29 protein-coding genes are annotated in these 23,887 nt (G+C 64.9%); 18 read left to right on the top strand and 11 right to left on the bottom strand.

The window, feature by feature from the left end; genetic code table 11:
* Positions 1 to 219 precede the first annotated feature (219 nt).
* The 5 genes from QFZ21_RS20720 (at position 220) to QFZ21_RS20700 (ending at position 3,004) form a co-directional block, all read left to right on the top strand.
* Complete coding sequence (locus QFZ21_RS20720) at positions 220 to 933, top strand: hypothetical protein (protein ID WP_307381571.1); 714 nt, start codon at positions 220 to 222, stop codon at positions 931 to 933.
* On the top strand, positions 911 to 1,324 hold the full coding sequence (locus QFZ21_RS20715; protein WP_307381569.1) for a phage holin family protein: 414 nt from the start codon (positions 911 to 913) through the stop codon (positions 1,322 to 1,324). The genes QFZ21_RS20720 and QFZ21_RS20715 overlap by 23 nt, the downstream gene beginning before the upstream one ends.
* On the top strand, positions 1,321 to 1,884 hold the full coding sequence (locus QFZ21_RS20710) for a DUF3618 domain-containing protein (RefSeq protein WP_307381567.1): 564 nt from the start codon (positions 1,321 to 1,323) through the stop codon (positions 1,882 to 1,884). The genes QFZ21_RS20715 and QFZ21_RS20710 overlap by 4 nt, the downstream gene beginning before the upstream one ends.
* 69 nt (positions 1,885 to 1,953) lie before the next feature.
* Complete coding sequence (locus QFZ21_RS20705; protein WP_307381565.1) at positions 1,954 to 2,193, top strand: hypothetical protein; 240 nt, start codon at positions 1,954 to 1,956, stop codon at positions 2,191 to 2,193.
* 472 nt (positions 2,194 to 2,665) lie between these two features.
* Positions 2,666 to 3,004, top strand: coding sequence for an ATP-dependent DNA ligase (locus QFZ21_RS20700; protein WP_307381563.1), 339 nt, complete (start codon positions 2,666 to 2,668; stop codon positions 3,002 to 3,004).
* 37 nt (positions 3,005 to 3,041) lie between these two features.
* Here QFZ21_RS20700 and QFZ21_RS20695 read toward each other — a convergent pair whose 3' ends face one another.
* Positions 3,042 to 3,284 (bottom strand): hypothetical protein, encoded by a 243-nt coding sequence (locus QFZ21_RS20695; RefSeq protein ID WP_307381562.1) that lies wholly within the window; start codon positions 3,282 to 3,284, stop codon positions 3,042 to 3,044.
* Positions 3,285 to 3,415: 131 nt separating this feature from the next.
* On the opposite strand from QFZ21_RS20695, the gene QFZ21_RS20690 reads away from it, so the two are divergent.
* The 6 genes from QFZ21_RS20690 to QFZ21_RS20665 all read left to right on the top strand — a co-directional run bounded on the left by QFZ21_RS20690 (position 3,416) and on the right by QFZ21_RS20665 (position 7,421).
* Positions 3,416 to 3,760: a hypothetical protein gene (locus tag QFZ21_RS20690; RefSeq protein WP_307381560.1), complete on the top strand. Its 345-nt coding sequence runs from the start codon at positions 3,416 to 3,418 to the stop codon at positions 3,758 to 3,760.
* Between the two features lie 80 nt (positions 3,761 to 3,840).
* Positions 3,841 to 4,545, top strand: coding sequence for a GAF and ANTAR domain-containing protein (locus tag QFZ21_RS20685; protein WP_307381558.1), 705 nt, complete (start codon positions 3,841 to 3,843; stop codon positions 4,543 to 4,545).
* Positions 4,542 to 5,270 (top strand): GAF and ANTAR domain-containing protein, encoded by a 729-nt coding sequence (locus tag QFZ21_RS20680; protein ID WP_307381556.1) that lies wholly within the window; start codon positions 4,542 to 4,544, stop codon positions 5,268 to 5,270. Before QFZ21_RS20685 ends, QFZ21_RS20680 begins: the two co-directional genes overlap by 4 nt.
* 97 nt (positions 5,271 to 5,367) lie before the next feature.
* Positions 5,368 to 5,709: a hypothetical protein gene (locus QFZ21_RS20675; protein ID WP_307381553.1), complete on the top strand. Its 342-nt coding sequence runs from the start codon at positions 5,368 to 5,370 to the stop codon at positions 5,707 to 5,709.
* A gap of 202 nt (positions 5,710 to 5,911) precedes the next feature.
* Positions 5,912 to 6,100, top strand: a complete 189-nt coding sequence (locus QFZ21_RS20670; protein WP_307381551.1) for a hypothetical protein — start codon at positions 5,912 to 5,914, stop codon at positions 6,098 to 6,100.
* A gap of 226 nt (positions 6,101 to 6,326) precedes the next feature.
* A complete protein-coding gene (locus tag QFZ21_RS20665) occupies positions 6,327 to 7,421 on the top strand; it encodes a cytochrome P450 (RefSeq protein ID WP_307381549.1) in 1,095 nt (364 codons plus the stop codon).
* Positions 7,422 to 7,543: 122 nt separating this feature from the next.
* Here the strand turns inward: QFZ21_RS20665 and QFZ21_RS20660 are convergent, their stop codons facing one another.
* The 8 genes from QFZ21_RS20660 to ctaD form a co-directional block, all read right to left on the bottom strand.
* Positions 7,544 to 8,041 (bottom strand): DUF2243 domain-containing protein, encoded by a 498-nt coding sequence (locus QFZ21_RS20660; RefSeq protein WP_307381547.1) that lies wholly within the window; start codon positions 8,039 to 8,041, stop codon positions 7,544 to 7,546.
* Positions 8,038 to 8,889, bottom strand: a complete 852-nt coding sequence (locus QFZ21_RS20655) for a cytochrome c oxidase assembly protein (RefSeq protein ID WP_307381545.1) — start codon at positions 8,887 to 8,889, stop codon at positions 8,038 to 8,040. Before QFZ21_RS20655 ends, QFZ21_RS20660 begins: the two co-directional genes overlap by 4 nt.
* An 88-nt stretch (positions 8,890 to 8,977) precedes the next feature.
* Positions 8,978 to 9,253, bottom strand: a complete 276-nt coding sequence (locus QFZ21_RS20650; protein WP_307381543.1) for a hypothetical protein — start codon at positions 9,251 to 9,253, stop codon at positions 8,978 to 8,980.
* Positions 9,254 to 9,466: 213 nt separating this feature from the next.
* Entirely contained in the window at positions 9,467 to 10,243 is a 777-nt protein-coding gene (locus QFZ21_RS20645) for an MBL fold metallo-hydrolase (protein WP_307381542.1), read from the bottom strand.
* A 391-nt stretch (positions 10,244 to 10,634) separates the two neighbouring features.
* The gene (locus tag QFZ21_RS20640) at positions 10,635 to 11,111 is read right to left on the bottom strand and encodes a DUF4383 domain-containing protein (protein WP_307381540.1); all 477 of its coding nucleotides are present in this window, start codon (positions 11,109 to 11,111) and stop codon (positions 10,635 to 10,637) included.
* A gap of 150 nt (positions 11,112 to 11,261) precedes the next feature.
* On the bottom strand, positions 11,262 to 12,728 hold the full coding sequence (locus QFZ21_RS20635) for a M20/M25/M40 family metallo-hydrolase (protein ID WP_307381538.1): 1,467 nt from the start codon (positions 12,726 to 12,728) through the stop codon (positions 11,262 to 11,264).
* Complete coding sequence (locus tag QFZ21_RS20630) at positions 12,725 to 13,903, bottom strand: glutamate--cysteine ligase (protein ID WP_307381537.1); 1,179 nt, start codon at positions 13,901 to 13,903, stop codon at positions 12,725 to 12,727. Before QFZ21_RS20630 ends, QFZ21_RS20635 begins: the two co-directional genes overlap by 4 nt.
* A 5-nt stretch (positions 13,904 to 13,908) precedes the next feature.
* Positions 13,909 to 15,597 (bottom strand): cytochrome c oxidase subunit I, encoded by a 1,689-nt coding sequence (gene ctaD / locus QFZ21_RS20625; RefSeq protein WP_373426058.1) that lies wholly within the window; start codon positions 15,595 to 15,597, stop codon positions 13,909 to 13,911.
* A gap of 409 nt (positions 15,598 to 16,006) precedes the next feature.
* Here ctaD and QFZ21_RS20620 point away from each other — a divergent pair, with 409 nt between their 5' ends.
* The 7 genes from QFZ21_RS20620 to QFZ21_RS20590 all read left to right on the top strand — a co-directional run bounded on the left by QFZ21_RS20620 (position 16,007) and on the right by QFZ21_RS20590 (position 22,566).
* Entirely contained in the window at positions 16,007 to 16,888 is an 882-nt protein-coding gene (locus QFZ21_RS20620) for a manganese catalase family protein (protein ID WP_307381532.1), read from the top strand.
* Positions 16,889 to 16,913: 25 nt separating this feature from the next.
* Positions 16,914 to 17,993, top strand: a complete 1,080-nt coding sequence (locus tag QFZ21_RS20615; RefSeq protein ID WP_307381529.1) for an SDR family oxidoreductase — start codon at positions 16,914 to 16,916, stop codon at positions 17,991 to 17,993.
* 133 nt (positions 17,994 to 18,126) lie between these two features.
* A complete protein-coding gene (locus QFZ21_RS20610) occupies positions 18,127 to 18,603 on the top strand; it encodes a DUF4383 domain-containing protein (RefSeq protein WP_307381527.1) in 477 nt (158 codons plus the stop codon).
* A gap of 11 nt (positions 18,604 to 18,614) precedes the next feature.
* Positions 18,615 to 19,799, top strand: coding sequence for a glycosyltransferase family 2 protein (locus tag QFZ21_RS20605; RefSeq protein WP_307381524.1), 1,185 nt, complete (start codon positions 18,615 to 18,617; stop codon positions 19,797 to 19,799).
* A complete protein-coding gene (locus QFZ21_RS20600) occupies positions 19,796 to 20,944 on the top strand; it encodes a zinc-dependent alcohol dehydrogenase (RefSeq protein ID WP_307381521.1) in 1,149 nt (382 codons plus the stop codon). Before QFZ21_RS20605 ends, QFZ21_RS20600 begins: the two co-directional genes overlap by 4 nt.
* Before the next feature lie 2 nt (positions 20,945 to 20,946).
* The gene (locus QFZ21_RS20595) at positions 20,947 to 21,522 is read left to right on the top strand and encodes a hypothetical protein (RefSeq protein ID WP_307381519.1); all 576 of its coding nucleotides are present in this window, start codon (positions 20,947 to 20,949) and stop codon (positions 21,520 to 21,522) included.
* A 732-nt stretch (positions 21,523 to 22,254) separates the two neighbouring features.
* Positions 22,255 to 22,566, top strand: a complete 312-nt coding sequence (locus QFZ21_RS20590) for a hypothetical protein (RefSeq protein ID WP_307381516.1) — start codon at positions 22,255 to 22,257, stop codon at positions 22,564 to 22,566.
* A 356-nt stretch (positions 22,567 to 22,922) separates the two neighbouring features.
* Here QFZ21_RS20590 and QFZ21_RS20585 read toward each other — a convergent pair whose 3' ends face one another.
* Together QFZ21_RS20585 and QFZ21_RS20580 are read right to left on the bottom strand one after the other, a co-directional pair.
* Positions 22,923 to 23,261, bottom strand: coding sequence for an ATP-dependent DNA ligase (locus QFZ21_RS20585; RefSeq protein ID WP_307381515.1), 339 nt, complete (start codon positions 23,259 to 23,261; stop codon positions 22,923 to 22,925).
* Between the two features lie 150 nt (positions 23,262 to 23,411).
* A complete protein-coding gene (locus QFZ21_RS20580; protein WP_307381512.1) occupies positions 23,412 to 23,705 on the bottom strand; it encodes a hypothetical protein in 294 nt (97 codons plus the stop codon).
* Between the last annotated feature and the right edge of the window lie 182 nt (positions 23,706 to 23,887).

Here is a 23,887-nt window from a genome sequence, read left to right as displayed (position 1 = left end):
TTCACCGGCCTGTAGATCCCCTTTTTCGTACGGCCCAGGTTCAACGGACCGGCGACTACACCGGCCTCGTGCGCCTGCGCCGGCTGCGCTGCCGCTTCTTGTTGCCCTCGAGACGGTTTACACCGTAAGTCTTCTATGTGCAAGGGTCATCTTCGGGGCGGAAGCGGGGGCTATACAAGGCGGACCGATCAGATCGATCGGTCCGCGAAAGGAGCACCAATGTCGGACAATTTCGAGTCGACGAGCCCGAGCGGCTCCGACGTGCAATCCCCAGATTCTTCAGGCAAGGTCGACGCAGCCAAGCAGGAAGCGACCGACCTGAAGGAGACCGCCGCGACACAGGCGAAGGATGTCCTGGGTACGGTGAAGGATGAAGCCACCACTGTGGTCGGTGAAGCGAAGACTCAGGTGAAGGATCTATACACGCAGGCGCAGCGCGAGCTGAAGGAGCAGGCCCACACGCAGCAGCAGCGGGTCGCGGGCGGCCTTCGCTCGATAGGGGACGAGCTGGGCTCCATGGCTTCCAACTCGACCGGCAGCGGTGTCGCCAGTGACCTTGTCCAGCAGGTCTCCACGCGTCTGTCCTCGGCGGCGACCTGGCTTGGAGACCGCGACCCGGGCTCCGTGCTCACCGAGGTCAAGCGCTACGCCCGCCGCAAGCCCGGCACCTTCATCCTGGGTGCGGCCATCATCGGAGTTGCCGTCGGAAGGCTCACTCGTGCCCTCGCCACGAACGCGTCGGACGAGAAGGATGCCTCCCCGGCCCCGGCCCCGGCCCCGCGTCAGGTGCACCCGGATCCGGCAGTCCCTGTCCCCGTCGGCAACATGGCGACGGGTGCTGAGGCAGCTGGCACGCCGCTCTACGACCACACGGCCTCGAGCCGGCCGGACATCCTCGGGGAGGACGGCGATGACCGACCCAACGCCGTCTGAACAGAAGGCCGTCTCCACCTCACTCGGGGATCTACTCGGCGAGGTATCGCGGGACATCTCGACGCTCATGCGCCAGGAAGTCACGCTCGCGAAGGCCGAGCTGAAGGAGTCCGCGACGAAGTCCGCCAAGGGCGCAGGCCTCATGGGCGCCGCCGGCTACGGGGCACTCATGGCGGTGTTCTTCTTGTCCGTCGCGCTCTGGTGGGCTCTCGGCACCCTGATGGGGGGCGGTTGGGCCGGCGTCGTCGTCGCCGTCATCTGGGCGGCGATCGCACTGATCCTGTTCCTGGTCGGGCGGGGTCAGCTCAAGCAAGTCGAGGGTGCGCCGCAGACGGTGGACACCGTGAAAGAGATTCCGGAAACGTTGAAAAGGAATGAGGAGAACCGATGAGTGATTCACCCGATGAGATCCGCGCTGGCATCGAACGTACCCGTCAGGACCTCGGTCTCGACGTGGATGCCCTGGCCGACAAGGTGTCCCCGTCAAAGATGGTGGACCGGCAGATGAGCAAAGTCCGCTGGGCGTTCAGCTCCGTCCGCGAGCGTGTGATGGGTGCCGCGGACGATGCAGGCTCTTCCCTCTCAGACGCCGGTGTCCACGTGGGGGACGTGAAGGACCGTGCCGTCGCCAAAGCCGAAGGCAACCCCATGGCCGTCGGTCTGATCGCGTTCGGTGCAGGTCTCTTGCTGGCGTCGCTGATCCCGGCATCGTCGAAGGAGAAGGACCTCGCCGCGACCGTCAAGGACCAGGCGCAGCCCCTGGTCGACGAGGTCACCGACGTGGCGAAGGAGGTCGGCGAGCACCTGAAAGAGCCCGCGCAGGAGTCCCTCGCATCGGTGAAGGACCAGGCGCAGGAGTCCGCGGCCACGGTCACAGATGAAGCCCAGACCGCTGCCGGCGAAGTGAAGAACCAGGCTCAGCACGCTCGCGCGGATCTCACCGAGAGCTGACACGCCACCAGATCGGGCGGACCCACTCGGGAAAGTGGGTCCGCCCCGCCGGAGGAAGCAGTCAACAGTATGAAAGCGTCCACGCGTCAGGCCTCGCGAAAGGCCTTCGTGTTCCCCATGTTTGGGCTGCCGCTGCTGTCTGCGGGCTTCTTCAGTGCCGTCTCCTTGCTCACCATAAGGTCGTGGGGATTCTCGGTAGTTTCGGGCGTGGTGGTGTTCTTCGTCAGTTTGCTTGCTGTGGCGGTCGCATGTGTGACGGTCGATCTGGACGGCCCGCCGGATTCTGACCGCGAGACGGATCGTGAGTAAGACGCTTGGTTCTAATGCATGGTGTAAGGAGTTGCCACCAACCGCGTTCCACGACTGGACAGATTGTTCCGCCGCCCGGGTCCGCCGACATGGACGGGGATCGCCACCCACACGGCAAGCCGATCGAGGATCCCGGGCAGGTGATTGGCGAAATAGTCGCGAATCGCATCTCCGTCGAGAGCCGGAACATGCGTGCTGAGCCCAGTCTGGAACCATGATGGCTCCCGTGGTGTCGCGCTAGCTAACCTGTCCCTCTCTGTGAGCGCGATTCTGGGCACCCAGACTGATGGTAGGCCTGCTCCCGCTTTCGCGCCTCCCCGCTTTCGCCGATCTCGATCTACCATCGGCGGAGTGGACTGGCAAGGGGTCGCGGCGCGCGCGTCTCCTTGGGAGGCTGGAATCACCACTACTGCGATCATCATGGTCGCGGCCTCTGGCACGGGCACTTCGTGGCGAACAGAGGAATGACGGGATGGGTCGGTTCATCTACGAAAGCACCATGAAGGTCGAGATGGAGGATCGCGCGCTGACGCATATCCAACTCGTGATGACCGCGAAACTCCGCCGGGGCGAACCCTTCGGTTTCACCTGGCGAGAGGACGTCAGCATCGGTGGCGGGCGGACGACCGTCTGGGTCCACCCCGGCAGTGCGCTGGTCTTCAAATACGGGGGCAGTCGGCAGCCCTCGATCAACCGGTACTGGATTGACGCACTCGCGCACACGGCGAATGCGCCGACCGGTCTTTATCTCGTGCATGAACCGGTCGACACCGGGCTCGCCGCAGACAAGGCTCCGCTCCCTGCCGTCTAAGCACAGCCTGCCGATCTACGCCCAGCGGCACGATGAGCTAGTCGATCAGGTGTGTGAGGACGAGGTCGCCGGTGGCGTTCGCCCGCTCCATGAGCGCGGCGACATGGGCGGGCTCCACCTGCGGGATGCTCTCGCCGTCGAACGCGAACTGCAACGGTATCGCGGGATGTATCCACGCACTGCAGGTCCGCCCCGGATCGCCCCCGGGCGGATGCCACGTCATCATGAAGCTCTCCTGCCTGCGAAGCTTCGTCCCGATCACGACCTTCAGGTTCGCCAACTCGGCGTCCTCGATCGCGATCGGAGGCGAGCTACTGTCATAGCGGAGATATCCCATACCTCACCGTCGAACGATCCACGCCAGCTGTCAACCCCCTGGGCTGCATCATCCCGGGGCGGGAACGTCTTTCCATGAAGCATCTGACGTACGGGGAAAAAGCCCATTTCCTGGGCGACGACGCGGCCCAGACCCTCATGGAGTATGCGAGCGTTCTAGGCAATGCCAATCGCAGCGATACGGTGACGCTGACCGCGGTCGACGACCACGGCAACTACGTCGAGGCCACCTTCCTCCTCAACCCGAGCACCGTCATGCTGATGGAGAGTTCCTCCAGCGACATGCAGGAGCCGGAGAACGCGGCCGGCATCGAATACATGCGAGCGCAGATATCGCAACTAGAGAGCCCTCCGGAGATCGTCCCGGAAGATGGGTCGCCCTCGTTCGAAGAAGGGCGTGATCACTCGCGCATGGAGTAGGTCGGCCGGGATGGACGCAGCGGTTATCCCTGCATGAATGCCCTTGGTTCTTCGAGGATCGCGTTATCGTGAGGAACACTATGAGAGAGTCCTTCGAATCCGCGCTCGCTGACCTGCAGCAGTCTGGTCACCGCTTGGCGAGCCTGAGCGGATTCTTCGTGGATCTTTTCCCGATCACGGGGGCGGCGGTATCGACGGTGGGTGATGTGCTCGGCAGCGAGACCATCTCCGCCTCGGATGATGTGGCTGCGCGTCTCGATGAGCTGCAGTTCGATCTGGGCGAAGGACCCTGCTGGGAGGCGATGCGCACGGTCTCCCCCGTGCTGGAACCGGACTTTCGGCGCCGCGGTGTCACCCGCTGGCCGGCATTCGCCGCCTCCGTCGACCAGGACGCGGTCGCATCGATGTTCGCGTTCCCCCTGTCGCTCGGCGAGCTCAAGATCGGCGCGGTCGATCTGTACGCGGCGTCGCCCATGACCCTGAGCTCGCGGGAATGCACTCAGGCGACCGCCATGGCTGAGGTGATCGGCCGCCACGTCCTCCGGGACGCCTTGGCCGAGTTCGCCGATCAAGACGCGCAATCCGGCGCATTCTCACGACGAATCATCCACCAGGCGACCGGAATCGTCCTCGCGCAACTCGACATTAGCCCCGACGATGCGCTGCTCATGATTCAGGCTCGAGCGTTCTCGACCGGCCAGCGCATGATGGAGGTCGCTCAGGCCGTCGTGGATGGCACGCTCCGCTTCACTCGCACGGCGGGTGGGATGGAGGCGCGCTCGTGACGGAACTCACGCGGGATGCGCGCCTCCTTCAACTCTTCGCCACTTTGGCGGACACGCTGGTCGATGACTATGACGTCATGGAGCTGCTGCAGACCCTGGTGGATGCGTGCCATGACCTCCTGGATGCAACGGACGCCGGCATCCTGCTGACCGATCCGGCAGGGGAACTCGAGCTTATCGCGTCGACGAGCGAGGCCACCGAGCTCGTCGAGGTGATGCAGCTCGGCGCGGAGTCCGGCCCCTGCATCGAGTGTTTCCTGACGGGGGCACCGGTGTCCGTCCCTGACGTCAGTGTCGATGCGGAGAGATGGCCGCTCTTCCGGCAGGCGGCGTTGGAAAACGGGTTCGTATCGGTCGAGGCGATCCCGATGCGGTTGCGGGACACGACGATCGGCACGCTGAATCTGCTGAGGTCCACCCCCGGCTCAGCTCCGCCCGATGATCTGGTGGCGGCGCGGGCCTTCGCCGATGTTGCCACGATCGGTATCCTGCACGAGCGCACCGTGCGTGAGAAGGAGACGCTGTCGTCGCAGCTGCAGACGGCGCTCAACAGCAGAGTGATGATCGAACAGGCGAAGGGCGTGATCTCGTTCACGGCAGGCGTGCCGATCCCCGACGCCTTCTGTCTCCTTCGCACGTATGCTCGCACTCGAGGTCTGCGGCTGAGTGAGGTGGCGGAGCGCGTCGTGCGGCGCGAGATCACTCTGGGAGCACCGGAGAGCTGAAAGCGCAAGGGGGTCACCCGTCGGTCGACTCGGTCTAGGCTGGAATGGCTGCCCCGGACCCGGTAGCGGATACATCCGCACGACATCGGGGGAACGCGTGAAAACTGTCATCACCCAAGTAGGGACATACACCACGACCGACAAGGTCGCTGACGCCCTAATGCACTACTGGACGGCGCTGATGGAAGAGCGGCGAGGCGACGTCATCGATCTGCCGATCATGGACTCGCACGGGAAGCGCTCGCACGTGCGATTGGCCGTCAACGGAAACATGCCCATAGCCGTCGCGGACGCCGACTCTTCACACGAATTCGACGACGATGAGGCAGCCGACCGCCTCTTGGCAAGAGCACGATCACTCAGTCCGATCACTGTGTCACCGTTCGCGCCGGAGGACATGCCCGACGGACCCGGCGAGTACGACATCGGGTCGATCTAAACCCGCCTGCCCCCTCACCAGAACTAATGAGCCCCCAGCCGCCCGCATGGCGGCGAGGGCGAGCCGGGTTAACGATCACTCCCGAGGCGAGGCCGCTGTGTGCGTCTTTGGCTGGCGGGTGAGCGTGCCCCCTAGGTGTCAAGGCCCTGTGCAGCCGGGCGTGCACCAGGTGTCATGGCCGTCGTCGGCAGGTCGCCGAAGCATGACAGCGAAGTTCAAGGAAGTGAGACCGACGATGCTCGGTGCAAAGAGCCCGCCCGAGGACCAGCAGATGATCCCTGATGAGCTTGTCCCGCGCCAATTGTCGGACGACCCCGTGGCCGTCGATCCGAGGGCCATGGAGGTGCCAGACGGTTCGGATGCCGACGATACGGAAGACGTCGCTTCATAGTGCCCGGGTTCCCCTCGAGGGCGGTTCGGCCGCTGCGCGCCTTCGTCGACGACGCTCCATCCATCCTCATTCGGGGCTACGGTTTCGGAGCAACCGTGTGGCGACGGGTGCATCGTGGTGCCCGCTCAGCACCGATGCGCCTGCTGGGCCACGATACCGTCTTCGTGCGGGGTGCGGAGGGCATCGATGTCTTCTACGACGATCGCGTATCGCCCGGCATGGGGCGATGCCCGCTCTCGTGCAGGAGACGCTCTTCGGCCACGGTTCCGTGCACAGCCTCGACGGACAAGCGCACCGGCATCGCAAGGCGACGTTCGTCGACGTCGCCTACGAGGACACGCAGGTCGAACGGCTGACACCATGGTTGGAGCGCGAGTGGGAGACGGAACGTGCGGCCTGGCTCGGTGGTGGCATCCGCAACGCCTATCAGGCAGCGACGGGCGCTCTCGGTCGCGCGGTGATGGGTTGGGCTGGGCTGCCAGGGACCCCTGCCGCAAAAACGCGCTGGTCGGCGCGGTTGGCGCAGATCGTCTACGGGTTCGGCGCTCCCTACTCGCCCGCATACGGCGTCGCCGTACTCAATCGACTCTGGTCCGACCGACACGCTGCACACCTGATCGAAGCAGTACGGGCCGGGGCACTCGAGCCCGAACCCGACACCGCATTGTTCGTGTGGGCTCACCATCGCGATCAGTCAGGCGAACTGCTCTCCGCGCGGACTGCGGGTGTCGAGTTGCAGAACAGCATCCGCCCGATGATCGCCGTCGCCCGCTTCGTCGCGTTCGCGGCGAAAGAACTTCACGATCGGCCCGAATGGCGCACACGCATCGCGACCGAGACGGCGACGAACGGGCGGCTCGTCGGAGGTGAACTCGCCACGTTGTTCGCGCAAGAGATACGCCGCACCTCACCCTTCGTGCCGATGCTTCCTGGGCGTGCGACGGCTGACATCGACATCGACGGCCAGCACGTCGCCGCCGGCGGCCGTGTGGTGCTCGACATCCTCGGCACAAATACGGGTGAGAACTCCTGGGCACACCCGGAACGCTTCGCACCCGAGCGATTCCTCGGCGTCGAAGACTTCGAAACCCTCACATCGTTCATCCCGCACGGGGGCGCCGACGTCGCGACCGGCCATCGGTGCCCGGGCGAGAAGCTCGCCGTCGCCGGGCTCACCGCGGCCATCGCCGTGTTGAGCGACCCGCGACTACGCATCCTGGACACCGGGCTCCAGGTCAACCTCCGCCGGCTACCCACCAAGCCCCGCTCCGGCGGTGACATGCGCTCAGTGAATCCTTCGCGCCGTTGCCCGTTCCACTAGCCGCCGCCTCCAGAGGCCAATAAGATCCCGCCTCCGCCGGCAACGATCGTTGCCGGCGGCTCGGCAGCGGGTCCGGCTCGCGGGTATGGCAGACGGCGCTGCGACTTGTCGGCCGAAGCAGCCTAATCATCTGATGTCCTCGGGGTCGGTTCAGTGGGCCGCTCGTCGCGGGCCAGGAGCGCGATCGAGATGCCCGTGAGTAACAACACAGCGCCCGCGCCGTTCCAGATGATGTCGTAGGGCAGCAGATCGACCCAGTATCTGATCTGATGAATTTGAAGCACTTTGTGATCGATGATGCCGTCGAACAGCTGAAAACCGCCGAGCCCGACCAGATAGCCGGACGCGGCGACCGGTCGCGTGAAGTCGCCTCGGCGTCGCGCGTCCAGCAGAAGGAAGAACCCGGTGCCGAGGGCGAGCAATTCCCCTGCATGCAGGAGCCCATCCGAGACTATGCCGAGATCGCCGCGGGCAGGATCGAAGAAGTGGTGCCACTGCAGCAACTGGTGAAAGACAATCTCGTCGATCGCCGCCATTGTGCCGACACCCAGCAGGACGGCTGCCCAGAACGTTCGGTTGTGGATGATGGGTCGCCATGTGCCTGTCGTTGGTGCGCTCATCCGAGCCCGCCTTGAGCGATGTGCGTGCGCCGGGACATTCGGGTTCTCCTGGTTGCGGGTCGGATCGTGCTGCGGTACCAGCCGAAGAGCACAATGGCGATGAGGACCAGGTCGACAACATCGCCTCCGTAGTACATGAGCTGCGCTCCCGCCTGCAGATCCGACGGCGAGACGCCCTCAGTTTGCACAAGCTGGGCAAGACGGCTTTCTCCGTTGACGGCGGATGCGTAGAGCGCTTTCGTCAGCACGCCGTGCGCCGCGAGAGAAAGGGTGAGGACGATGAGGCGCAGGTTCATCGAAGACCGGTGCGGGGACGGATCGACGGTGATGATCGATGCGGTGAACAGAAACCCGGTGATTAGGAAGTGCACCATGACCGCGAGGTGCAGTACCGAATCGGTGGTGCTCTCGTACAGCGGGGTGAGGTATAGCAGATACAGGCTTCCGATACTCAGTAGGGCAGCGATGATCGGATGCGAGAGCAGCCGGGCGGGCGGCGAGCGGAGCGCGTGGCTGAGGCGGCGCGCTGAGAGCACGGCGAAGTTCCGGAGCGCGAGAGTGACAGGGGCCGCGAGAACGAGGAACACGGGCGCCGCCATGCCGACGAGCAGGTGTCCGATCGCATGATCGGTGAAGGGTCGACCGACGCCAGACGGGCTGGTACCCGACAACGCGAACGCCGCGACGCCGAGTCCCAGAAGCCAGAACGATGTGCGCCACCACGGCCAAGGCCTTCCTTTCCCGGATTCACCGACGGCCGCGGCGACGTACATGACGGCAGCAGCGGCGAGTGGCAGCAGAATGATCCATTGACCGAACGAGTTGTCGCCGTCGGCGTGACCGTGCACAAGACCACCATTCGTTGAAATCGAGAGTCGGGCGGCGAGCAAGCGGCCCGGCGTCGCCCCAACAGGGGCAACGCGAGCAGCAGTGTCCCTACGTGGCGAGGAGGGGAGGCAGGTGCGGGATCGTGATCGGCCGCGTGGATCGGCTGCGCTCGTGCAGCTGCCGCACATCCTCCAGCACCTCTATCGGTGACATATACCGCGTCGCAACGGGTAGTGCCCGGATCCACATCACCTCGACCTCATACTCGTCGACCTCATAGACGCAGCCCACAGTGCGTCGAGGGTCGTTCGCCGGGTACTTGTGGTCAAGGACCAGCCATTCTTTCTCCGCGGCTTCGCGGAGCTCGAACCGCGCCTCAGGCATTTCGGCCTCCAATCGAACAGCACAACTGTCGGCCAGTCCAGGCAATCAAAGAAGGATGTTGACAAAACAGCATGAACAAAGACGGGCGTCTCGAGCGGTGCCGCACGTCGGAACCAGCCGCCGCAGCACGTCGGAACCAGGCATCGACCTGGATGACGCCGCCGCCCAGCACCGACGACCCACGTTGACGGGCGAGCGATCTCCCGTGCTGGTCTAATGCACGCCCCGTCGACGTGCGTGCGCTACGGCTGAGATCACACCATCGGCATAGGCGCGGCCATGGCCGGGAAGCACGAGCGAAGCAGACGTATCGGCGAGCACGTCCAGTGCGCTCATAGCCTCGTCGCCGTCTGCTGTCGCCGCCTGCGCGACGATCTGCGGGCCCGTCTCGCCCGTGTACGGGTCGAGTGTGACCAGGGCATCTCCGGAGAGGAGGATCCCGTCGTCAACGAAAAGGTAGGCGCAGTGGCCCGCCGTATGCCCCGGTGTCCACAATGCGATCGGCGCTCCCGGTGCGTTGACGGGGTGCCCATGGTAAACGCGTCCCAGGGCCTCCACCCCGCGCACCACCAGCGCGCCGTTCAGCGCCATTCGTCCGACTATGGGTATCCCGCCCGGGTGGCTCAGGAGGTAAGGGACGCGTGGGACTGCAGGACGATAGCGATAAGGATGCCGCGCGAGGTCTGCGTCGCGAGAATGCACAAGCACCGGCGTGCCCGCACCCCGGATCCGACGGGCCATGCCCACGTGGTCGAAATGCCCGTGGGTGAGAACGAGCGCGTCGATATCGGTCGCCCGTGCTCCAAGATGCGTGAGGACCTCCCCCAGTACGCGGGCGGTCCGAGGCAACCCTGCGTCGATAAGCGTGAGGCCGTCGTCACGACGGATGAGGAAGCAGTTGACCCCCGCGACCGAAAGCTGAAAATACCCCGGAGCGACTTCCGACCAGCCCGACCCGGAAGACCCCACGGTGAGAGAGCGATCCGACATGAGGCGATACTACGAACGGTCGTCTCGGCATCAGAAGGGGTTGACATCGCGCAACTCGGGGCGCGACGGGTGCCGGTGCCAGCCAGATTCGCCTGCCCGCCTAGCGTCTACGCCCCGCGCATGATCCGCTGACGCGCAGAACCGTCACTGTCGCCACGGCCACTCGCGAACTAGCGTACTGTCGCGCGACATCGTCGTTGGTCGTCAAGAGGTGAATGACGCTGAGGGCGGAGGCTGCTCCCAGGACGCCGCCAAACCAGGAGGCGGGGTATCCCCACTGGGTGAGAACAAGCACTGCGCCGACAATGACAAGTCAGCCCAAGAGCGCGGCGCGTCGTTGTCGAGCTGCTGTCATTGCTGTCTCGCGCCGTGCACCATCACCCTCGTTCGATCATGCGCGCGGCGATCGGGCGTCGGGCCGGTCGACGCGAGTGGGACGTGAGACGAAGATGCCGAGGAGGATCATCCCGACAGCAAGTCCAAGGTGCAGCCAGTTGTCGGCGTCGTTCACCGGGAGGAAGTTGATCTGGTCGTTGTTCACCGCGATGAGGCCGTAGATCCAAACGACCAGATACACCACGCCACCGATGATGAGATACAGGCGGGAGTTGCGAATGCGGGCGCCGGCGGCGAGGCCGGCAACGCCGAAGACGAGGTGGACGAGGTTGTGCAGGACCGATACTTGGAACACTCCGAGCAGGTGAGCTTCGGAATCGGCACCTACGCTGTGCAGGTGCTCGGCCGAGTGGGTGAGGCCGGGGATGAACCCGGCGATTCCGACGAGGAGGAAGACGATACCCACGATCAGTGCCGTCTTCTGGATGGCGGATTTCGCGTATCCGGATGCCGTTTCTGTGTTGGCGCTCAAGGCTGACGCTCCTGGGCTGTGATGTGACGCCGGCCGTAGCCGCCGTGGGACTCTCTGACGTTAGTGACGGAACGAGGTGGCGAAGAGGTTATTGACGGATGCGCTTTCGCGTCGTACTCGCTCTCGCTCTCGCCCTCTTCGCGACTCCTTTCAATCTGTCGGCAGGAGTCCTACAGATGCCTCCGGATCGCTTGAAGGTGTCTCGACACTGAGGATTCCGCCGAGGGTGTTCCACAGGTGCGCGATCGCGGCGGTGCCTTGGCTCAGCATGCGGATGTTGATGCTCTCGTCGTCGGCATGCCAGTTGTCTTCGGGAAGTCCCGTCCCCAAGAAGTAGATGGGCGCTCCGAGCTTCTGGGTCAAGAGGTCGGCGGGTCCTCCGCCAGCATTGCCGACACGTCCGGGGGCGCTTGTCCCGTATCCGAGCTCGAGCGCGTGCTCCAGCGCATCCAGCACGGGACCTTCTGGCGAGGTATATGCCTCTTGCGCGAGATCCTCGTCGACCGTCAGCGTGTAGGCCGCACCGCGCGGCATCTCCCGTGCGACGAATACCCGCAACTGCTCTGCCACCGTCGAGATCCGCTGGTTCGCCGCGATTCTGATACTCAATGTGGCGCTCGCTTCGGCGGGGATCACGGATCGACTGAGTTCGGTGTCACCGGACAGAAGGGAGATCACCTCGATCGCGGGTCGCGCCCACAGTCGTTCTTTCGGGGTGAACCCTGCTTCGCCGACGACAACTCGCGTGTCGGTGCGTGCGAGCCAGTCTTCGTCGTCGTAGGGGATCGCCTCCAGTTCTTCTTTCCGTTGTGGGGTGAGGGGGGCTACGTCGTCATAGAAGTTCGGCAACATGATGCGACCGGAGGGGTCTTGCAGCCGGCCCAGTACCGTGGCGAGGGCGAGTGCCGGATTGACGGTCACTCCCGATGCCACGCCACTGTGCACGTCCTTCGCGGGTCCGGTGACGGTGAGAGTGGCGGTCAGGATGCCGCGCATCGAGGTCACGGGAGCGGGGACGTCCACGGACCACTGCACCGTGTCCGAGAAGACGATCACGTCGCAGGTGAACCGTTCCCGCTGGGTGTCGAGAAGCTCCGCGAGGTGTGGCGACCCGATTTCTTCCTCCCCTTCGATGAGGAGTTTGATGTTGAGCGGGATGCGCGCCGAGTCGGGAGTGGCGCGGTGGGCGCGTGCTCCCCACACATGGGCGAGAGCCTGACCCTTGGCATCTGACGCGCCTCGGCCGTAGAGGCGGCCGTCGCGCACGACCGGCGTGAAGGGTTTGGTCTCTTTCCACTGCTCGGGTTTCGCGTGGCGGACGTCGTGGTGGCTGTAGACCAGCACCGTCGGCGCCGACGGGTCGACGATGAACTCGCCGAACACCGCGTGAGAGTCACCGGTTTCGAAGATGGTGGCGGTGAATCCCGCGTCGCGCATTTCGCCAGCAAGCCAGCGCGCGGACCGGACGAGGTCTGACCGACGTTCCGGGTCTGCGGCGATGGAAGGAATCGCCACCCAGGCGGCGAGGCGCTGGAGCATGTCTGGCGTGTGGCTGGTGATGTATGCGCCCACGTGATCGTGGGCATGCTGTTCGGTTGGCGTGTTGTCGGCACTCATCGATCGGCACCGCCCGAGTGGGTTCGTGCGACGACTGCGGCCATCATGTCGGTCCAGTTGCCGTGCTCAGCGAGCAGGGTTCGTTGGTGAGCTGCCCCGGTGCCGCGAGCCAGGATGTCTTTCACGCCTTGGTGTGCGCGGACGGCTTCCTCGAGGCCATCGAAATGAGGGTTGATGTGATCGAGGAAAGCTCCGACGCACTCGCGGGCCGGCCGAGGCACACCAGTGAACGGATGGATGAGATTTTCGCTGGTGCCGAACCGGCTCGCCCGCCAAGACGCCAGGCGCAGAAGAGCTGCGGGCACCTCCGGTGCGGGCGATCCTTCTCGCCATTCAGCAGCTGCGCCGGCCACGAGCGCACGCACGATCACGGCGATCGTGACCGCGTCCTCGGGAAGGAGGCAGACATCGGCGACGCGGACCTCGACTGTCGGGGCATGAGTAGAAAGGCGGGCGTCAAAGTAGACCATGCCTGCGTCAAGCGCGACGCCTGTCCCCACCATCTGATCGACCGTGGCGAAATAAGCCTCGGCGGATCGGAACAAGTCATATGGTCCCGCGCTCGGCCATCGCCCCCACGCCTGGTAACGGTAACTCGCGTATCCCGAGTCGGCGCCTCGCCAGAAGGGGGAGTTCGCGCTGAGTGCCAGGAGCAGCGGCAACCAGATTCGTATCCGGTCCAAAATCGCCACTCCTTCTTCCGGGGAACCGATCGTGACGTGCACATGGAAACCGCAGGTCAGTTGTTCTGCCATCGTCAACGCGAAGCGCTCCGACATCAGGTCGTATCGAGGGCTGGGGGCCACGTGGGAATCGCAGAGCAACGGGACGGTCGCGAGCGCCGCCGCTCGCGCACCCGCCATACGCGCGGCCTGATCCGCCGTCCGGCGGCCGCTCACGACGGCATCGAGAAGCTCTCGGTATGTCCGGAGGGGCGGGCTGACCACCTCGATCTGCTCGAGCTTGGATTCGGCCTCGAGAACGACGTTCGCAGGCTGTGCAACGCCCGCATGGGCGTGCAGTACGTCGGTCGATGCGGGGATGGGTGCCAGAGTCGCGGCATTGAGGAGGAGAAGCTCTTCTTCCACGCCTATCAGACGGGTGGTCGGCCTGTGTGCGGGAGCCTCAAAACGGTGGTTCGCTGGCTGAGTGGGGCGAAGGATGCTGGCGGTCATGATGATCAGCTCACTCCTCGTTCACCGAACTCCTCGTTCGCTGCTCTGGGACCCGCGTGCGGCGCGGCTTCGGTTGCCGTTCCCACTTCGGGGTGGTTCAGGTCGAATGCCGGACGCTCGCTGCGGATGCGCGGCATGGCGACGAAGTTGTGGCGCGGCGGCGGGCACGAAGTGGCCCACTCCAGGGAGGCGCCGTAACCCCAGGGATCGTCGACGGTGACCTTCGGAGCCTTGCGGGCGGTGATCCAGACGTTCAGGAAGAACGGCAGCATCGAGGCGCCGAGGATCATCGCCCCGACCGTGGAGACCTGGTTCGCCCAGGTGAATTGATCCTGCTCCGCGTAGTCGGCGTAGCGGCGAGGCATCCCGTCGACGCCGAGCCAGTGGTGGATGAGGAATGTCATGTGGAACCCGATGAACAGCATCCAGAAGTGCACGTAACCGAGGCGCTCGTTCAGCATGCGACCGGTCCACTTCGGCCACCAGAAGTAGAAGCCGGCGAACATCGCGAACACGACGGTGCCGAAGACGACGTAGTGGAAGTGAGCGACGACGAAGTAGGTGTCATGGAGCGGGAAGTCGAGCGGAGGTGAGGCGAGGATGACGCCGGTGAGCCCCCCGAAGACGAAGGTGACGAGGAAGCCGAGCGCGAAGACCATCGGTGTCTCGAACGTCACCGATCCTCGCCACATGGTGCCGATCCAGTTGAAGATCTTCACCCCCGTCGGCACGGCGATGAACATCGTCAACAGGGCGAAGAACGGCAGCAGCACTCCCCCGGTGACGTACATGTGGTGTGCCCAGACCGCGACCGAGTATGCGGCGATCGCGATCGTGGCATAGATGATGGTCTTGTAGCCGAACAAGGGTTTGCGGCTGAACACCGGGAAGATCTCCGAGACGATGCCGAAGAACGGCAGAGCGATCACGTACACCTCGGGATGACCGAAGAACCAGAACAGGTGCTGCCACAGCAGCACACCGCCGTTCTGCGGATCGAAGATGTGCGCGCCGAGGATGCGGTCCGCCGCTGCCGCGAAGAGGGCCGCCGCGAGGACGGGAAAAGCCATCAGCACGAGGAGGCTCGTGACCAGGGTGTTCCACGTGAAGACCGGCATCCGCCACATCGTCATGCCCGGCGCGCGCATTGTGATGATCGTCGTGATGAAGTTCACCGCACCGAGGATGGTCCCGAAGCCGCTGATGCCCAGGCCCATCATCCACAGGTTGCCGCCCGCCCCGGGCGTGAATGTCGCGCTGGCGAGCGGCTGATAGGCCGTCCAACCGAAGGAGGCCGAGCCCTGCGGGGTGAGGAACCCCGAGACGGCGATGATGGAGCCGAAGAAGAACAACCAGAACGAGAACGCGTTCAGTCGCGGAAAGGCGACGTCCGGCGCCCCGATCTGCAGGGGCATGATCGCATTCGCGAACCCGGCGAACAGCGGCGTCGCGAACATCAGCAGCATGATCGTGCCGTGCATGGTGAACAGCTGGTTGTACTGCTCCTTCGTGGGAAGGATCTGCATCCCCGGAGCGAACAGCTCGGCGCGGATCACCAGGGCCATCACCCCACCGAGGAGGAAGAAGATCACCGACGCGATCAGGTACATGTACCCGATCGTCTTGTGGTCGGTTGAGGTGATCCACCGGACGACGATGTTGCCCTTCTGCTCCACACGCGAGGTGCTCATCATGGCGGCCTGACGGGCCTTCGCGGTCCGCTCCGGAACCGTGCCGACGGCGGGGTCACGAACCTCGGTCATGGGTACTCCTCGACGGGCCGTGTTCCGACAGCGGAAACGGCAGATTGCTCAAAGGTGGCCGGCGACCCGGGCCGAGACTGGCCACTGGTCTGTTTCAGATGAAGATACGAACGGGAACTCATCAGCTGCAACAGCTTGCCGTATCGCGTGCGTGGGGGTATAACCGCCGGCGTGAGGGCTCCCGGACGCTTTTCTGGGTGCCGTCGCGCGTGCGTTGTACCCCCGTCTCTTCGTTCCGGCAAGGCCGTGGGAGAAAAACCGTCCGGGCTTTTCCATAGGTCCCACAGCGCCGCCACGATCAACCGATCCCCTCCCCGAGCGGCGCGGAACGGGAGACGCGATGTTTTTCCACAGGCAAGAGCTTCAGCACAAGGCGACGCCCGACAAGCCGGACGCGATCTACGCGCGAAAGCTGCAAGAGGTTCTCGGCGGGCAGTACGGCGAGATCACGGTGGCGTTGCAGTACCAGTTCCAAGCCTGGAACATGCACATCCCCGGAAAATACCGCGACCTCGTGTTCGGCATCGGCGCCGAGGAGATGGGGCACGTCGAGATGCTCGCCGTCATGATCGCGCAGCTTCTCGAGAAGTCCCCGCTAGGCATCACCGAAGACGCGGTGCAGAGCGACCCGACGGTAGCCGCAGTCATCGGCGGAACCGACATCCAGCACGGCATCGTCGCGGGTGCAGGCGCCCGCCCCGTCGACAGCATGGGCAACCCCTGGTCGGGCAGCTACATCACCGGCAGCGGCAACCTGCTCGCCGATTTCCAGGCCAACGCGAACGCCGAGATGCAGGGCCGCGTGCAGGTGGCCCGGCTGCACCACATGACCGACGACCACGGAGTGCGCGACCTGCTCTCCTTCCTGCTCGCCCGCGACACCATGCACCAGAACCAATGGCTGGCCGCCGCAGCCGAGCTGCAGGCCGAGGGCGTCGAAGCCCTCCCCGTCCCGAGCAACTTCCCGATCGACAAAGAGGAACGCGACGTGTCCTACCAATACATCAACTTCTCCGACGGCGCGCAGGCCGCAGAAGGTTCCTGGGCGTCCGGGCCGACACCCGACGGCAAAGGAGAGTTCACCTACCTGCCCGAGCCGGAGGCAGGGGTGCCGATGCCCCCACCCACGCACCCCGACTCGCGCTTCTATGGCACGACGGAACTTCCGAACACGGTCGAGAAGCTCGCCGGACGGGCGCAGGATGCTCTGAACATGGAGTGACGGGAAACGGCCGAAGGAGGAGAGCATGCCCGGCGAAACACATCCGAGGAGGTTTCGTTTACAGCCGTTACGGCGGCGGAGACACCGCGCACTGGCGACGCAGGTCGCGGTCATCACCGGCGGATCCAGCGGAATCGGACGGGAGACCGCCCTCCGGATGGGGCGAGCCGGTGCCACCGTCGTGGTCCTCGGCCGCCACGAGGGTCGCCTGCTGCAGACGGTCGCCGACATCGTCGCGCAAGGCGGACAGGCTCGACAAATCGTCTGCGACGTGCAGGACGCTGCCGCCGTTCAGGCAGCGGCCGACACCGTCGAGAGCTGGTTCGGTCGGATCGACACGTGGGTGAACAACGCGGGCGTGCTTATCTACGCCGGATTCGAGGAGACGACGCCCGCCGAGTTCCGCCGCATGATGGAGATCGATTTCCTCGGTCAGGTGCACGGCGCTCAGGCGGCACTCCCGGCTCTCCGCCGTGCCGGCGGCGGCGCGCTCATCTCGATCTCCTCCATCGAAGCGGTGACGACCCTGCCGTTCCACAGCGCGTACGCCGCCTCGAAGCGGGCAGTCGAAGGAGCGATGATGGGGTTGCGACGTGAGCTGCGCGCCACGCGCGACCCCATCTCCGTGACCATCATCCGACCCGCGGTGATCGACACCCCCGGCTACAACGCCACCCGATCACGTCTCGGTCATCGTCCATCGGCGCCACCGCCCTACTACGCGGCCTCCGTCGTCGCCTCGTGCATCCTCTACGCTGCCGAGCATCCCGTCGACGAACTCTTCGCCGGCGGCAGTGGCCGATTCATCTCCGCTTTGCAGCGGACCGCGCCCCGCCTGCTCGACAGGGTGTTCGGCCGGTGGGGCATGCGGATGATGCACACCCCCGAACCGGCGCCGTCCCGTCCCGGCAATCTCGCTGCGCCGAGCAGCGTCGCGGACCCGGACGGTCTCCCGAGACGCGGTCGCACCTGGAGTGCTTCCACGAGCCTGGCCATCCGACCGGGCCTCCGCCGATTCCTCTTCGTTGCACTGACGGCGAGTTCTCTCGCAGCTGTAGGAAGGCTCACCGGGACGTTGCCCGAGCGGACCCGCGACCGACGATGAGTAATGCGCCGAACTTACGGCGTAAGGGCGTTTTCGTCAATGCCCTCATCACTGATGTCCCGCGTCAATATCTTCAGAGTTCCCTTCCCGCCGCGTACTGCGCGGCGTTCGCACCCAGCCGAGGAGTCTCCCCATGAGCACGCCCGCAGAGCCCACATCCGGATACGCCGGGACCACCATCCAGAAGACGGCACTCGTCGTCGGCCTGCTCTTCCTCGTCGTGGCAATAGCCGGATTCATCCCCGGCCTCACCCACTCGGCCGAGCACCTGCACGGCGCCGGCGCCGACTCCGAGGCCCAGCTCCTCGGCGTCTTCCAAGTATCCGTTCTGCACAACCTCGTGCATCTGCTCTTCGGCATTGCCGGAATCGCCGCCGCCATCCGCCCACGCATCTCCCGGCTCTACCTCGTCATCGGAGGGCTGATCTACCTGGTCGTCTGGATCTACGGCCTCGTAGCCGTGAACAACGACCAGCTGAACTTCCTGCCCGTGAACGACGCCGACAACTGGCTGCACCTCGGACTCGCCGCCGGCATGATCCTCCTCGGCGTCTTCGTCACCCGCCCAGCCCGCGTCGACCGCTCCGACGCGCGATCGCCGCGCGCCTAATACGGCACGCCATGGCCAGGGTCAACACCTCCGCTGAGCGCAACTCGACGCAGCCCCGCCCCGGGATCGAATACATCCTGCCGCTGCGGTGGAAAACGGACGATGAGCTCGCGGATCTCACCGCGTACCTGACCGCGCTTCGCGAGTGGGCGGATATCACGATCATCGACGGGTCAGATCCCGACCGATTCGCGGCCCACGCTGCAACATGGTCCGGCCTCGCCCGGCACATACCCGTTGACGGGCGAGCCGGCATGAACGGGAAAGTGCGCGGAGTACTCACCGGCCTCGCCGTCGCGAGACACGAGCACCTCGTCATCGCCGACGACGACGTCCGATACGACCGCGACACGCTGACCGCCGTCGTATCCGACCTCGCCATCGCCTCCCTGGTCAAACCGCAGAACCACTTCGCACCCCTCCCCTGGCACGCACGCTGGGACACGGCCCGCACCCTGCTGAACCGTGCGGTCGCGAGTGACTACCCCGGAACCTACGCGGTGCGACGCTCCACCCTGCGCCTCGCCGGAGGCTACAGCCCTAACGTCCTGTTCGAAAACCTCGAAATGGAACGAACCATCCGAGCCGTGGGGGGCGTCATCAGCGATCGCCCCGATATCTACGTCAAGCGGCGCCCCCCAACCGCACAGCATTTCATCTCCCAAAGAAGCCGACAAGCGTACGACAGCTTCGCCCAACCTCGTCGACTCCTCACCGAGGCCGCCATCCTCCCCCTCCTCATAACCGTGCGGCGCTGCCCTGCGGCGATCGCACTGCTCACGCTGAGCGCCGTCGCGTTGGCCGAGCGCGGCAGACGACGCGCGGGTGGCCAAAATGTCTTCGCCCCCACAAGCGCACTGTGGGCACCGCTCTGGCTTTGCGAGCGGGCCGTGACGAGTTGGGTTGCGATCGGAGCGCGCCTACGGGGCGGAGTGCCCTACAACGGCCAAAGGATGCGCGTTGCTGCCCATCCTCCAACGCAGATCTCACGACGCTTGGCAGCCGCCGGCATAACCATCCCCGCCACTTCGGCGTCGGACGCCAGCAACTCCCGCCACGCATACCGAACCGCCCGACAAGAATCCGTCGGTGAGCGCGACGGCCCTGACAAATCATCAAACGATCAACGTCGCCAGGTCTCCGGACCGGGCGCCGAACTACCTGCCCAGACACACCCGAGGAGCATGCTGCGATGAAAGCAATGGCCTACCGCGGTCCCTACAAGATCCGCGTCGAGGAGAAGCCCGAACCGAAGATCCAACACCCGAACGACGCCATAGTCCGGGTGACCCGGGCGGCCGTGTGCGGCTCCGACCTGCACCTGTTCCACGGCATGATGCCGGACACCCGCATCGGCCACACATTCGGGCATGAAATCGTCGGCATCGTCGAAGAGGTCGGCCCTTCCGTACAGAACCTGCAGCGCGGCGACCGGGTGATGGTTCCCTTCAACATCTATTGCGGCAGCTGTTACTTCTGCAGCCGCGGGTTGTTCTCAAACTGCCACAACGTGAACCCCAACGCCACCGCCGTCGGCGGGATCTACGGCTACTCACACACGACCGGCGGGTACGACGGCGGTCAAGCGGAGCTCGTCCGAGTGCCGTTCGCCGACGTCGGCCCCTCCGTGATCCCCGAGTGGCTGGGTTCCGAGGACGCCCTCATGCTCACCGACGCCTTTTCTACCGGCTACTTCGGTGCCCAGCTCGGCGACATCGCCGAACGCGACACCGTCGTCGTCTTCGGCGCGGGTCCCGTCGGGCTCGCGGCCGCACGGTCCGCGTGGTTCCTGGGCGCAGGCAGGGTCATCGTCGTCGATCACATCGACTACCGCCTGGAGAAGGCACGGACCTTCGCCTACGCGGAAACGATCCACCTCGCAGAGGTCGACGACATCGTCCTCGCACTGAAGAAGGCGACCGGATACCTCGGTGCGGACGTCGTCATTGATGCCGTGGGGGCCGAGGCCGACGGCAGCGTCCTCCAACACGTCACCGGTGCAAAGCTCAAGCTGCAAGGGGGCTCGCCGGTCGCGGTGAACTGGGCGATCGACTCGGCACGTAAGGGCGGCACGGTTTCCCTCGTCGGCGCGTACGGGCCGCTGGTCTCCTCCGTCCGCCTCGGCGACATCGTGAACAAAGGGCTGACCATCCGGGCGAACCAGGCACCCGTCAAACGGCAATGGCCGCGCCTGCTGGAGCACATCCAAGAAGGACACGTGCGACCGAGCGAACTCCTCACCCACCGGTTCCCTCTGGAGCACATCGCCGAGGCGTACCACGTGTTCTCCGCCAAGCTCGATGACTGCATCAAACCCGTGATCATCGTCGGAGAGGAATGACCATGCCCTACGAAGCGGCGAAACCCGACCTCGCACCGACGACGGAGCAGCTCGCTGAGAGGATCCCCGGTTGGGGTTCCGATAGCGCCCCGGAATATCGCCGCACCTGGCAGCAGCGCGACGACCTCGAACCCACCGGCGCCCACTGGGCGTTCCCCGATCGGCAGGCAGACGACCCGCACCGGGAAAGGTCCATCGAACACGCGACGTTGCCGCCCGTCTACGGCACCGCGCAACCACTCCACGGGATCTCGGGTCGGATCCGCCGGTTCGCGTACGACCGGCTCAGCGAGACGAAGAACACCCGATGGCTGATCCTCGTCCTCGGCGACCGGGTCGAATCCGCCGGCGCCCACATTCGTTCGCTGTTCACCCGCCGCCCCGACAACCCGGTAACGCAGACCGGAGTACTCTCCGAGCCGAAGCACCATCCCATCGCGTCGCGCTTCGGGCGCGGACGTTTAGATCAGAAGCACACCTGGCTCGATCCGATCATCGTCGTCGGACCATGGTTCGCCGCGGTTGCTCTCCTGGTGTCCGCGCTGCGTCGGACAAAGAAGCCCGACTCTCGAGGCTAATCTCCGACTCCCCCGCGCCCGCTGAGCGGACTGAAAGGACCCGGTCGTGGCGCTTCTGGCGGGCGCACCTGCCGTGGCCTAGAACTCCCAGTCTGCCCATCCCGAGGAGTCCATCGGCGGCGGGGCTGCGTGTAGCCGATCGATCTCCGCTTCGGTGCGGTCGATGACGTGGATGCGAACAGGGACGTGTGGCGTGACGAGCAAGCTGAAATGAACGGAAAGGTCGTCGTGGCGAAGTTTCTCATCGGCCCGGCAAGCCAAATCGTGGTGAGACCCGTGGAGGGACACGGGCCCGAGTTGGAAGATGAAGATCTGAATCTTCGCATACGCGGGCTCACTCGCGGAGTTGAGGCTCCCACAGGTGGCCCCGTGGAGATGGGAGACGGGTCGACGTACGGCCTGGACTAACGCTCAACCACGGGCTTCCTGGTGCAGCTTGCGCCAACTCGACTGAGCACGAGGCCACACAATCGCGACCGGGCAGGCGCTCGCCCCGAGCCCGTCTTTGACCGGAGGCAAGCCGACCATCGAATGCCGGTTCGGGAAGGCGTTAGCGGCGGTATGACCGAAGGTCGAAACGTGCACCCGCTGGTGCTCAGCGACGCTGTGCACCGGTCTGATGACCCCCGGAGCGGGCGTCGGCCTTGCCGATGCTCAACGGGCGCCCCCTCGAAGGGCAAGTGCGACGACCGCCTCGTCGCTCTATCCGGCCGCCGCGTCTACTCTTCGACTATGGGATACATCCAGTACGACGGGACAAGCCAGCTTCACATCGAGGACCGTGCCCTCGCCCACATCAAGGTTGTCGTCGCGACAAAGCTCCGCCGCAATGAGAGCTTCACGCTCTCTTGGCGTCACACTGACGACGAGCCTGGTGGGCGGTCGACGATCTGGGTACACCCTTCAATCCCGTTGCGGTTCACCTTCGACGAGCCAGAGTCCCCACCCCTCAACGTGAAGTGGATCGAGCAACTCATGCACACCGCTAACTCAAGCGGCGGGATCCAGCTCGTCGACGAAATGCTGGATTCACCCACCGACTAGGTCAAACCGGCGCCGACGCTGGCACGGCCTAGTGGCGTGATCTGTTCCTGTCAATACCTGCAGGGGATCGCGCGGAGGGTGTCTACATTCGGTTGTGGGTCGGAAGGTCGCAACGTTGCGGGCTTTCGAGCAGACCCTTTTAGGTTGGCGGCCGCTCGGATGGCTTCTTCGCAGCGGACCGCCAGCCGCCCAAGTCCATGCAGGGAGGGGGACGGGATGGATGAGTTCCTGATCGTGCTCAGCGCCGTGATCTTCGTCGTCGGCGCTGGGACTGTGCTGCTGCTCTTTACGACATCCTCGCGCGGTGATGCGCGCTCAAGCGACAGTGATTGTGGTCCCTTGGTGGAGCGCACGCTTCAGACAGGAGCGAGCGGGCCCTTGTCGTCATTGGGTGCGGACGTGTCTGGTTCCCGAACCAGGTAGAGACCGCTGGGTGCGTTCGCTGTGAAGGCGAGGGCCTCGATCCAATGCCGGTTGATCGAGGGCTGACGACTGCCCCGGTAGTTGAACGCCATGGCGGTTCGAGGATGCATCCACACCGCGGTCTTACCGTTGCCGAGGCTGGCATCTTCTTTCCAGGAGAAGGGGAACGGCTCTCCGCGTCTTAGTTTCGCAGTGATCACCAGCTGGAGGTGGGTGAGCGCTCGGTCTTCGATCTCGGCTTTGGTCTTACCCTCGTACACGAACTGGCCCATGCGGACATCCTCCGATCGCCACGACACTTGGTCACAGCCGCGAACAAGCTGATCGCTGACGTGGTGCTTGCACTCTCGCAGACGTTGGGCTCCGCCCTGACCCCCGTTGCGGTAGAGCTGAAAGTGTGGGCGGGATCTCGGACAAGCGTCCTAGAGAGAGTCCTCGTCACTGTGGCTGGGGGCATCTTCCGATTCCATCTCGGGCGGGTTGCGGATGGCGTCGATCTTGGCTCGCAGATACGCGATCGCTTCCTTGTTCGACGGCGGTTGCACGGAGGAGTTCGTCGATTCGGAGGCGAGGTTCGTGGCCGGATTCAACACGAAATCTACCTCGACCTCGTTACCGTCCTGACCGATCGCACGCAGCCGCACAGCATCAGCGGAACGCTCCTGCCCTAGCAGCGCCGCATACTCCACGAGAAGATCGGCGGCGTCATCACTCAAGAACACGGTCTTGTCTGCATACGAGATGTGCTTCGCAACTCCATGCTCGGCCCCCGGGCGCCGGCTTAAACACAGGGTTGACGACGATACGACACTCCAGGTACCACTCCACAGCCTCTCGAGGCACACGACAAGCCTCTGACCACGGCCGGCCGGTTCGGTGCCCCCGGGGAGAGTCCTGT

This window comes from Microbacterium sp. W4I20 (assembly GCF_030816505.1).
GTDB lineage: Bacteria > Actinomycetota > Actinomycetes > Actinomycetales > Microbacteriaceae > Microbacterium.
Note: the sequence above shows the minus strand (reverse complement) of the source record. Positions and strands in the feature narration are given on the sequence as shown.

Bases quoted from the DNA above. Each gene is read 5' to 3' on its own strand.
- QFZ21_RS20720 (WP_307381571.1), top strand. From the start codon at position 220: ATGTCGGACAATTTCGAGTCGACGAGCCCGAGCGGCTCCGACGTGCAA.
- QFZ21_RS20715 (WP_307381569.1), top strand. From the start codon at position 911: ATGACCGACCCAACGCCGTCTGAACAGAAGGCCGTCTCCACCTCACTC.
- QFZ21_RS20710 (WP_307381567.1), top strand. From the start codon at position 1,321: ATGAGTGATTCACCCGATGAGATCCGCGCTGGCATCGAACGTACCCGT.
- QFZ21_RS20705 (WP_307381565.1), top strand. From the start codon at position 1,954: ATGAAAGCGTCCACGCGTCAGGCCTCGCGAAAGGCCTTCGTGTTCCCC.
- QFZ21_RS20700 (WP_307381563.1), top strand. From the start codon at position 2,666: ATGGGTCGGTTCATCTACGAAAGCACCATGAAGGTCGAGATGGAGGAT.
- QFZ21_RS20690 (WP_307381560.1), top strand. From the start codon at position 3,416: ATGAAGCATCTGACGTACGGGGAAAAAGCCCATTTCCTGGGCGACGAC.
- QFZ21_RS20685 (WP_307381558.1), top strand. From the start codon at position 3,841: ATGAGAGAGTCCTTCGAATCCGCGCTCGCTGACCTGCAGCAGTCTGGT.
- QFZ21_RS20670 (WP_307381551.1), top strand. From the start codon at position 5,912: ATGACAGCGAAGTTCAAGGAAGTGAGACCGACGATGCTCGGTGCAAAG.
- QFZ21_RS20665 (WP_307381549.1), top strand. From the start codon at position 6,327: ATGCCCGCTCTCGTGCAGGAGACGCTCTTCGGCCACGGTTCCGTGCAC.
- QFZ21_RS20660 (WP_307381547.1), bottom strand. From the start codon at position 8,041: ATGAGCGCACCAACGACAGGCACATGGCGACCCATCATCCACAACCGA.
- QFZ21_RS20650 (WP_307381543.1), bottom strand. From the start codon at position 9,253: ATGCCTGAGGCGCGGTTCGAGCTCCGCGAAGCCGCGGAGAAAGAATGG.
- QFZ21_RS20645 (WP_307381542.1), bottom strand. From the start codon at position 10,243: ATGTCGGATCGCTCTCTCACCGTGGGGTCTTCCGGGTCGGGCTGGTCG.
- QFZ21_RS20635 (WP_307381538.1), bottom strand. From the start codon at position 12,728: ATGAGTGCCGACAACACGCCAACCGAACAGCATGCCCACGATCACGTG.
- QFZ21_RS20630 (WP_307381537.1), bottom strand. From the start codon at position 13,903: ATGACCGCCAGCATCCTTCGCCCCACTCAGCCAGCGAACCACCGTTTT.
- ctaD (WP_373426058.1), bottom strand. From the start codon at position 15,597: ATGATGAGCACCTCGCGTGTGGAGCAGAAGGGCAACATCGTCGTCCGG.
- QFZ21_RS20620 (WP_307381532.1), top strand. From the start codon at position 16,007: ATGTTTTTCCACAGGCAAGAGCTTCAGCACAAGGCGACGCCCGACAAG.
- QFZ21_RS20615 (WP_307381529.1), top strand. From the start codon at position 16,914: ATGCCCGGCGAAACACATCCGAGGAGGTTTCGTTTACAGCCGTTACGG.
- QFZ21_RS20610 (WP_307381527.1), top strand. From the start codon at position 18,127: ATGAGCACGCCCGCAGAGCCCACATCCGGATACGCCGGGACCACCATC.
- QFZ21_RS20605 (WP_307381524.1), top strand. From the start codon at position 18,615: ATGGCCAGGGTCAACACCTCCGCTGAGCGCAACTCGACGCAGCCCCGC.
- QFZ21_RS20600 (WP_307381521.1), top strand. From the start codon at position 19,796: ATGAAAGCAATGGCCTACCGCGGTCCCTACAAGATCCGCGTCGAGGAG.
- QFZ21_RS20595 (WP_307381519.1), top strand. From the start codon at position 20,947: ATGCCCTACGAAGCGGCGAAACCCGACCTCGCACCGACGACGGAGCAG.
- QFZ21_RS20590 (WP_307381516.1), top strand. From the start codon at position 22,255: ATGGGATACATCCAGTACGACGGGACAAGCCAGCTTCACATCGAGGAC.
- QFZ21_RS20585 (WP_307381515.1), bottom strand. From the start codon at position 23,261: ATGGGCCAGTTCGTGTACGAGGGTAAGACCAAAGCCGAGATCGAAGAC.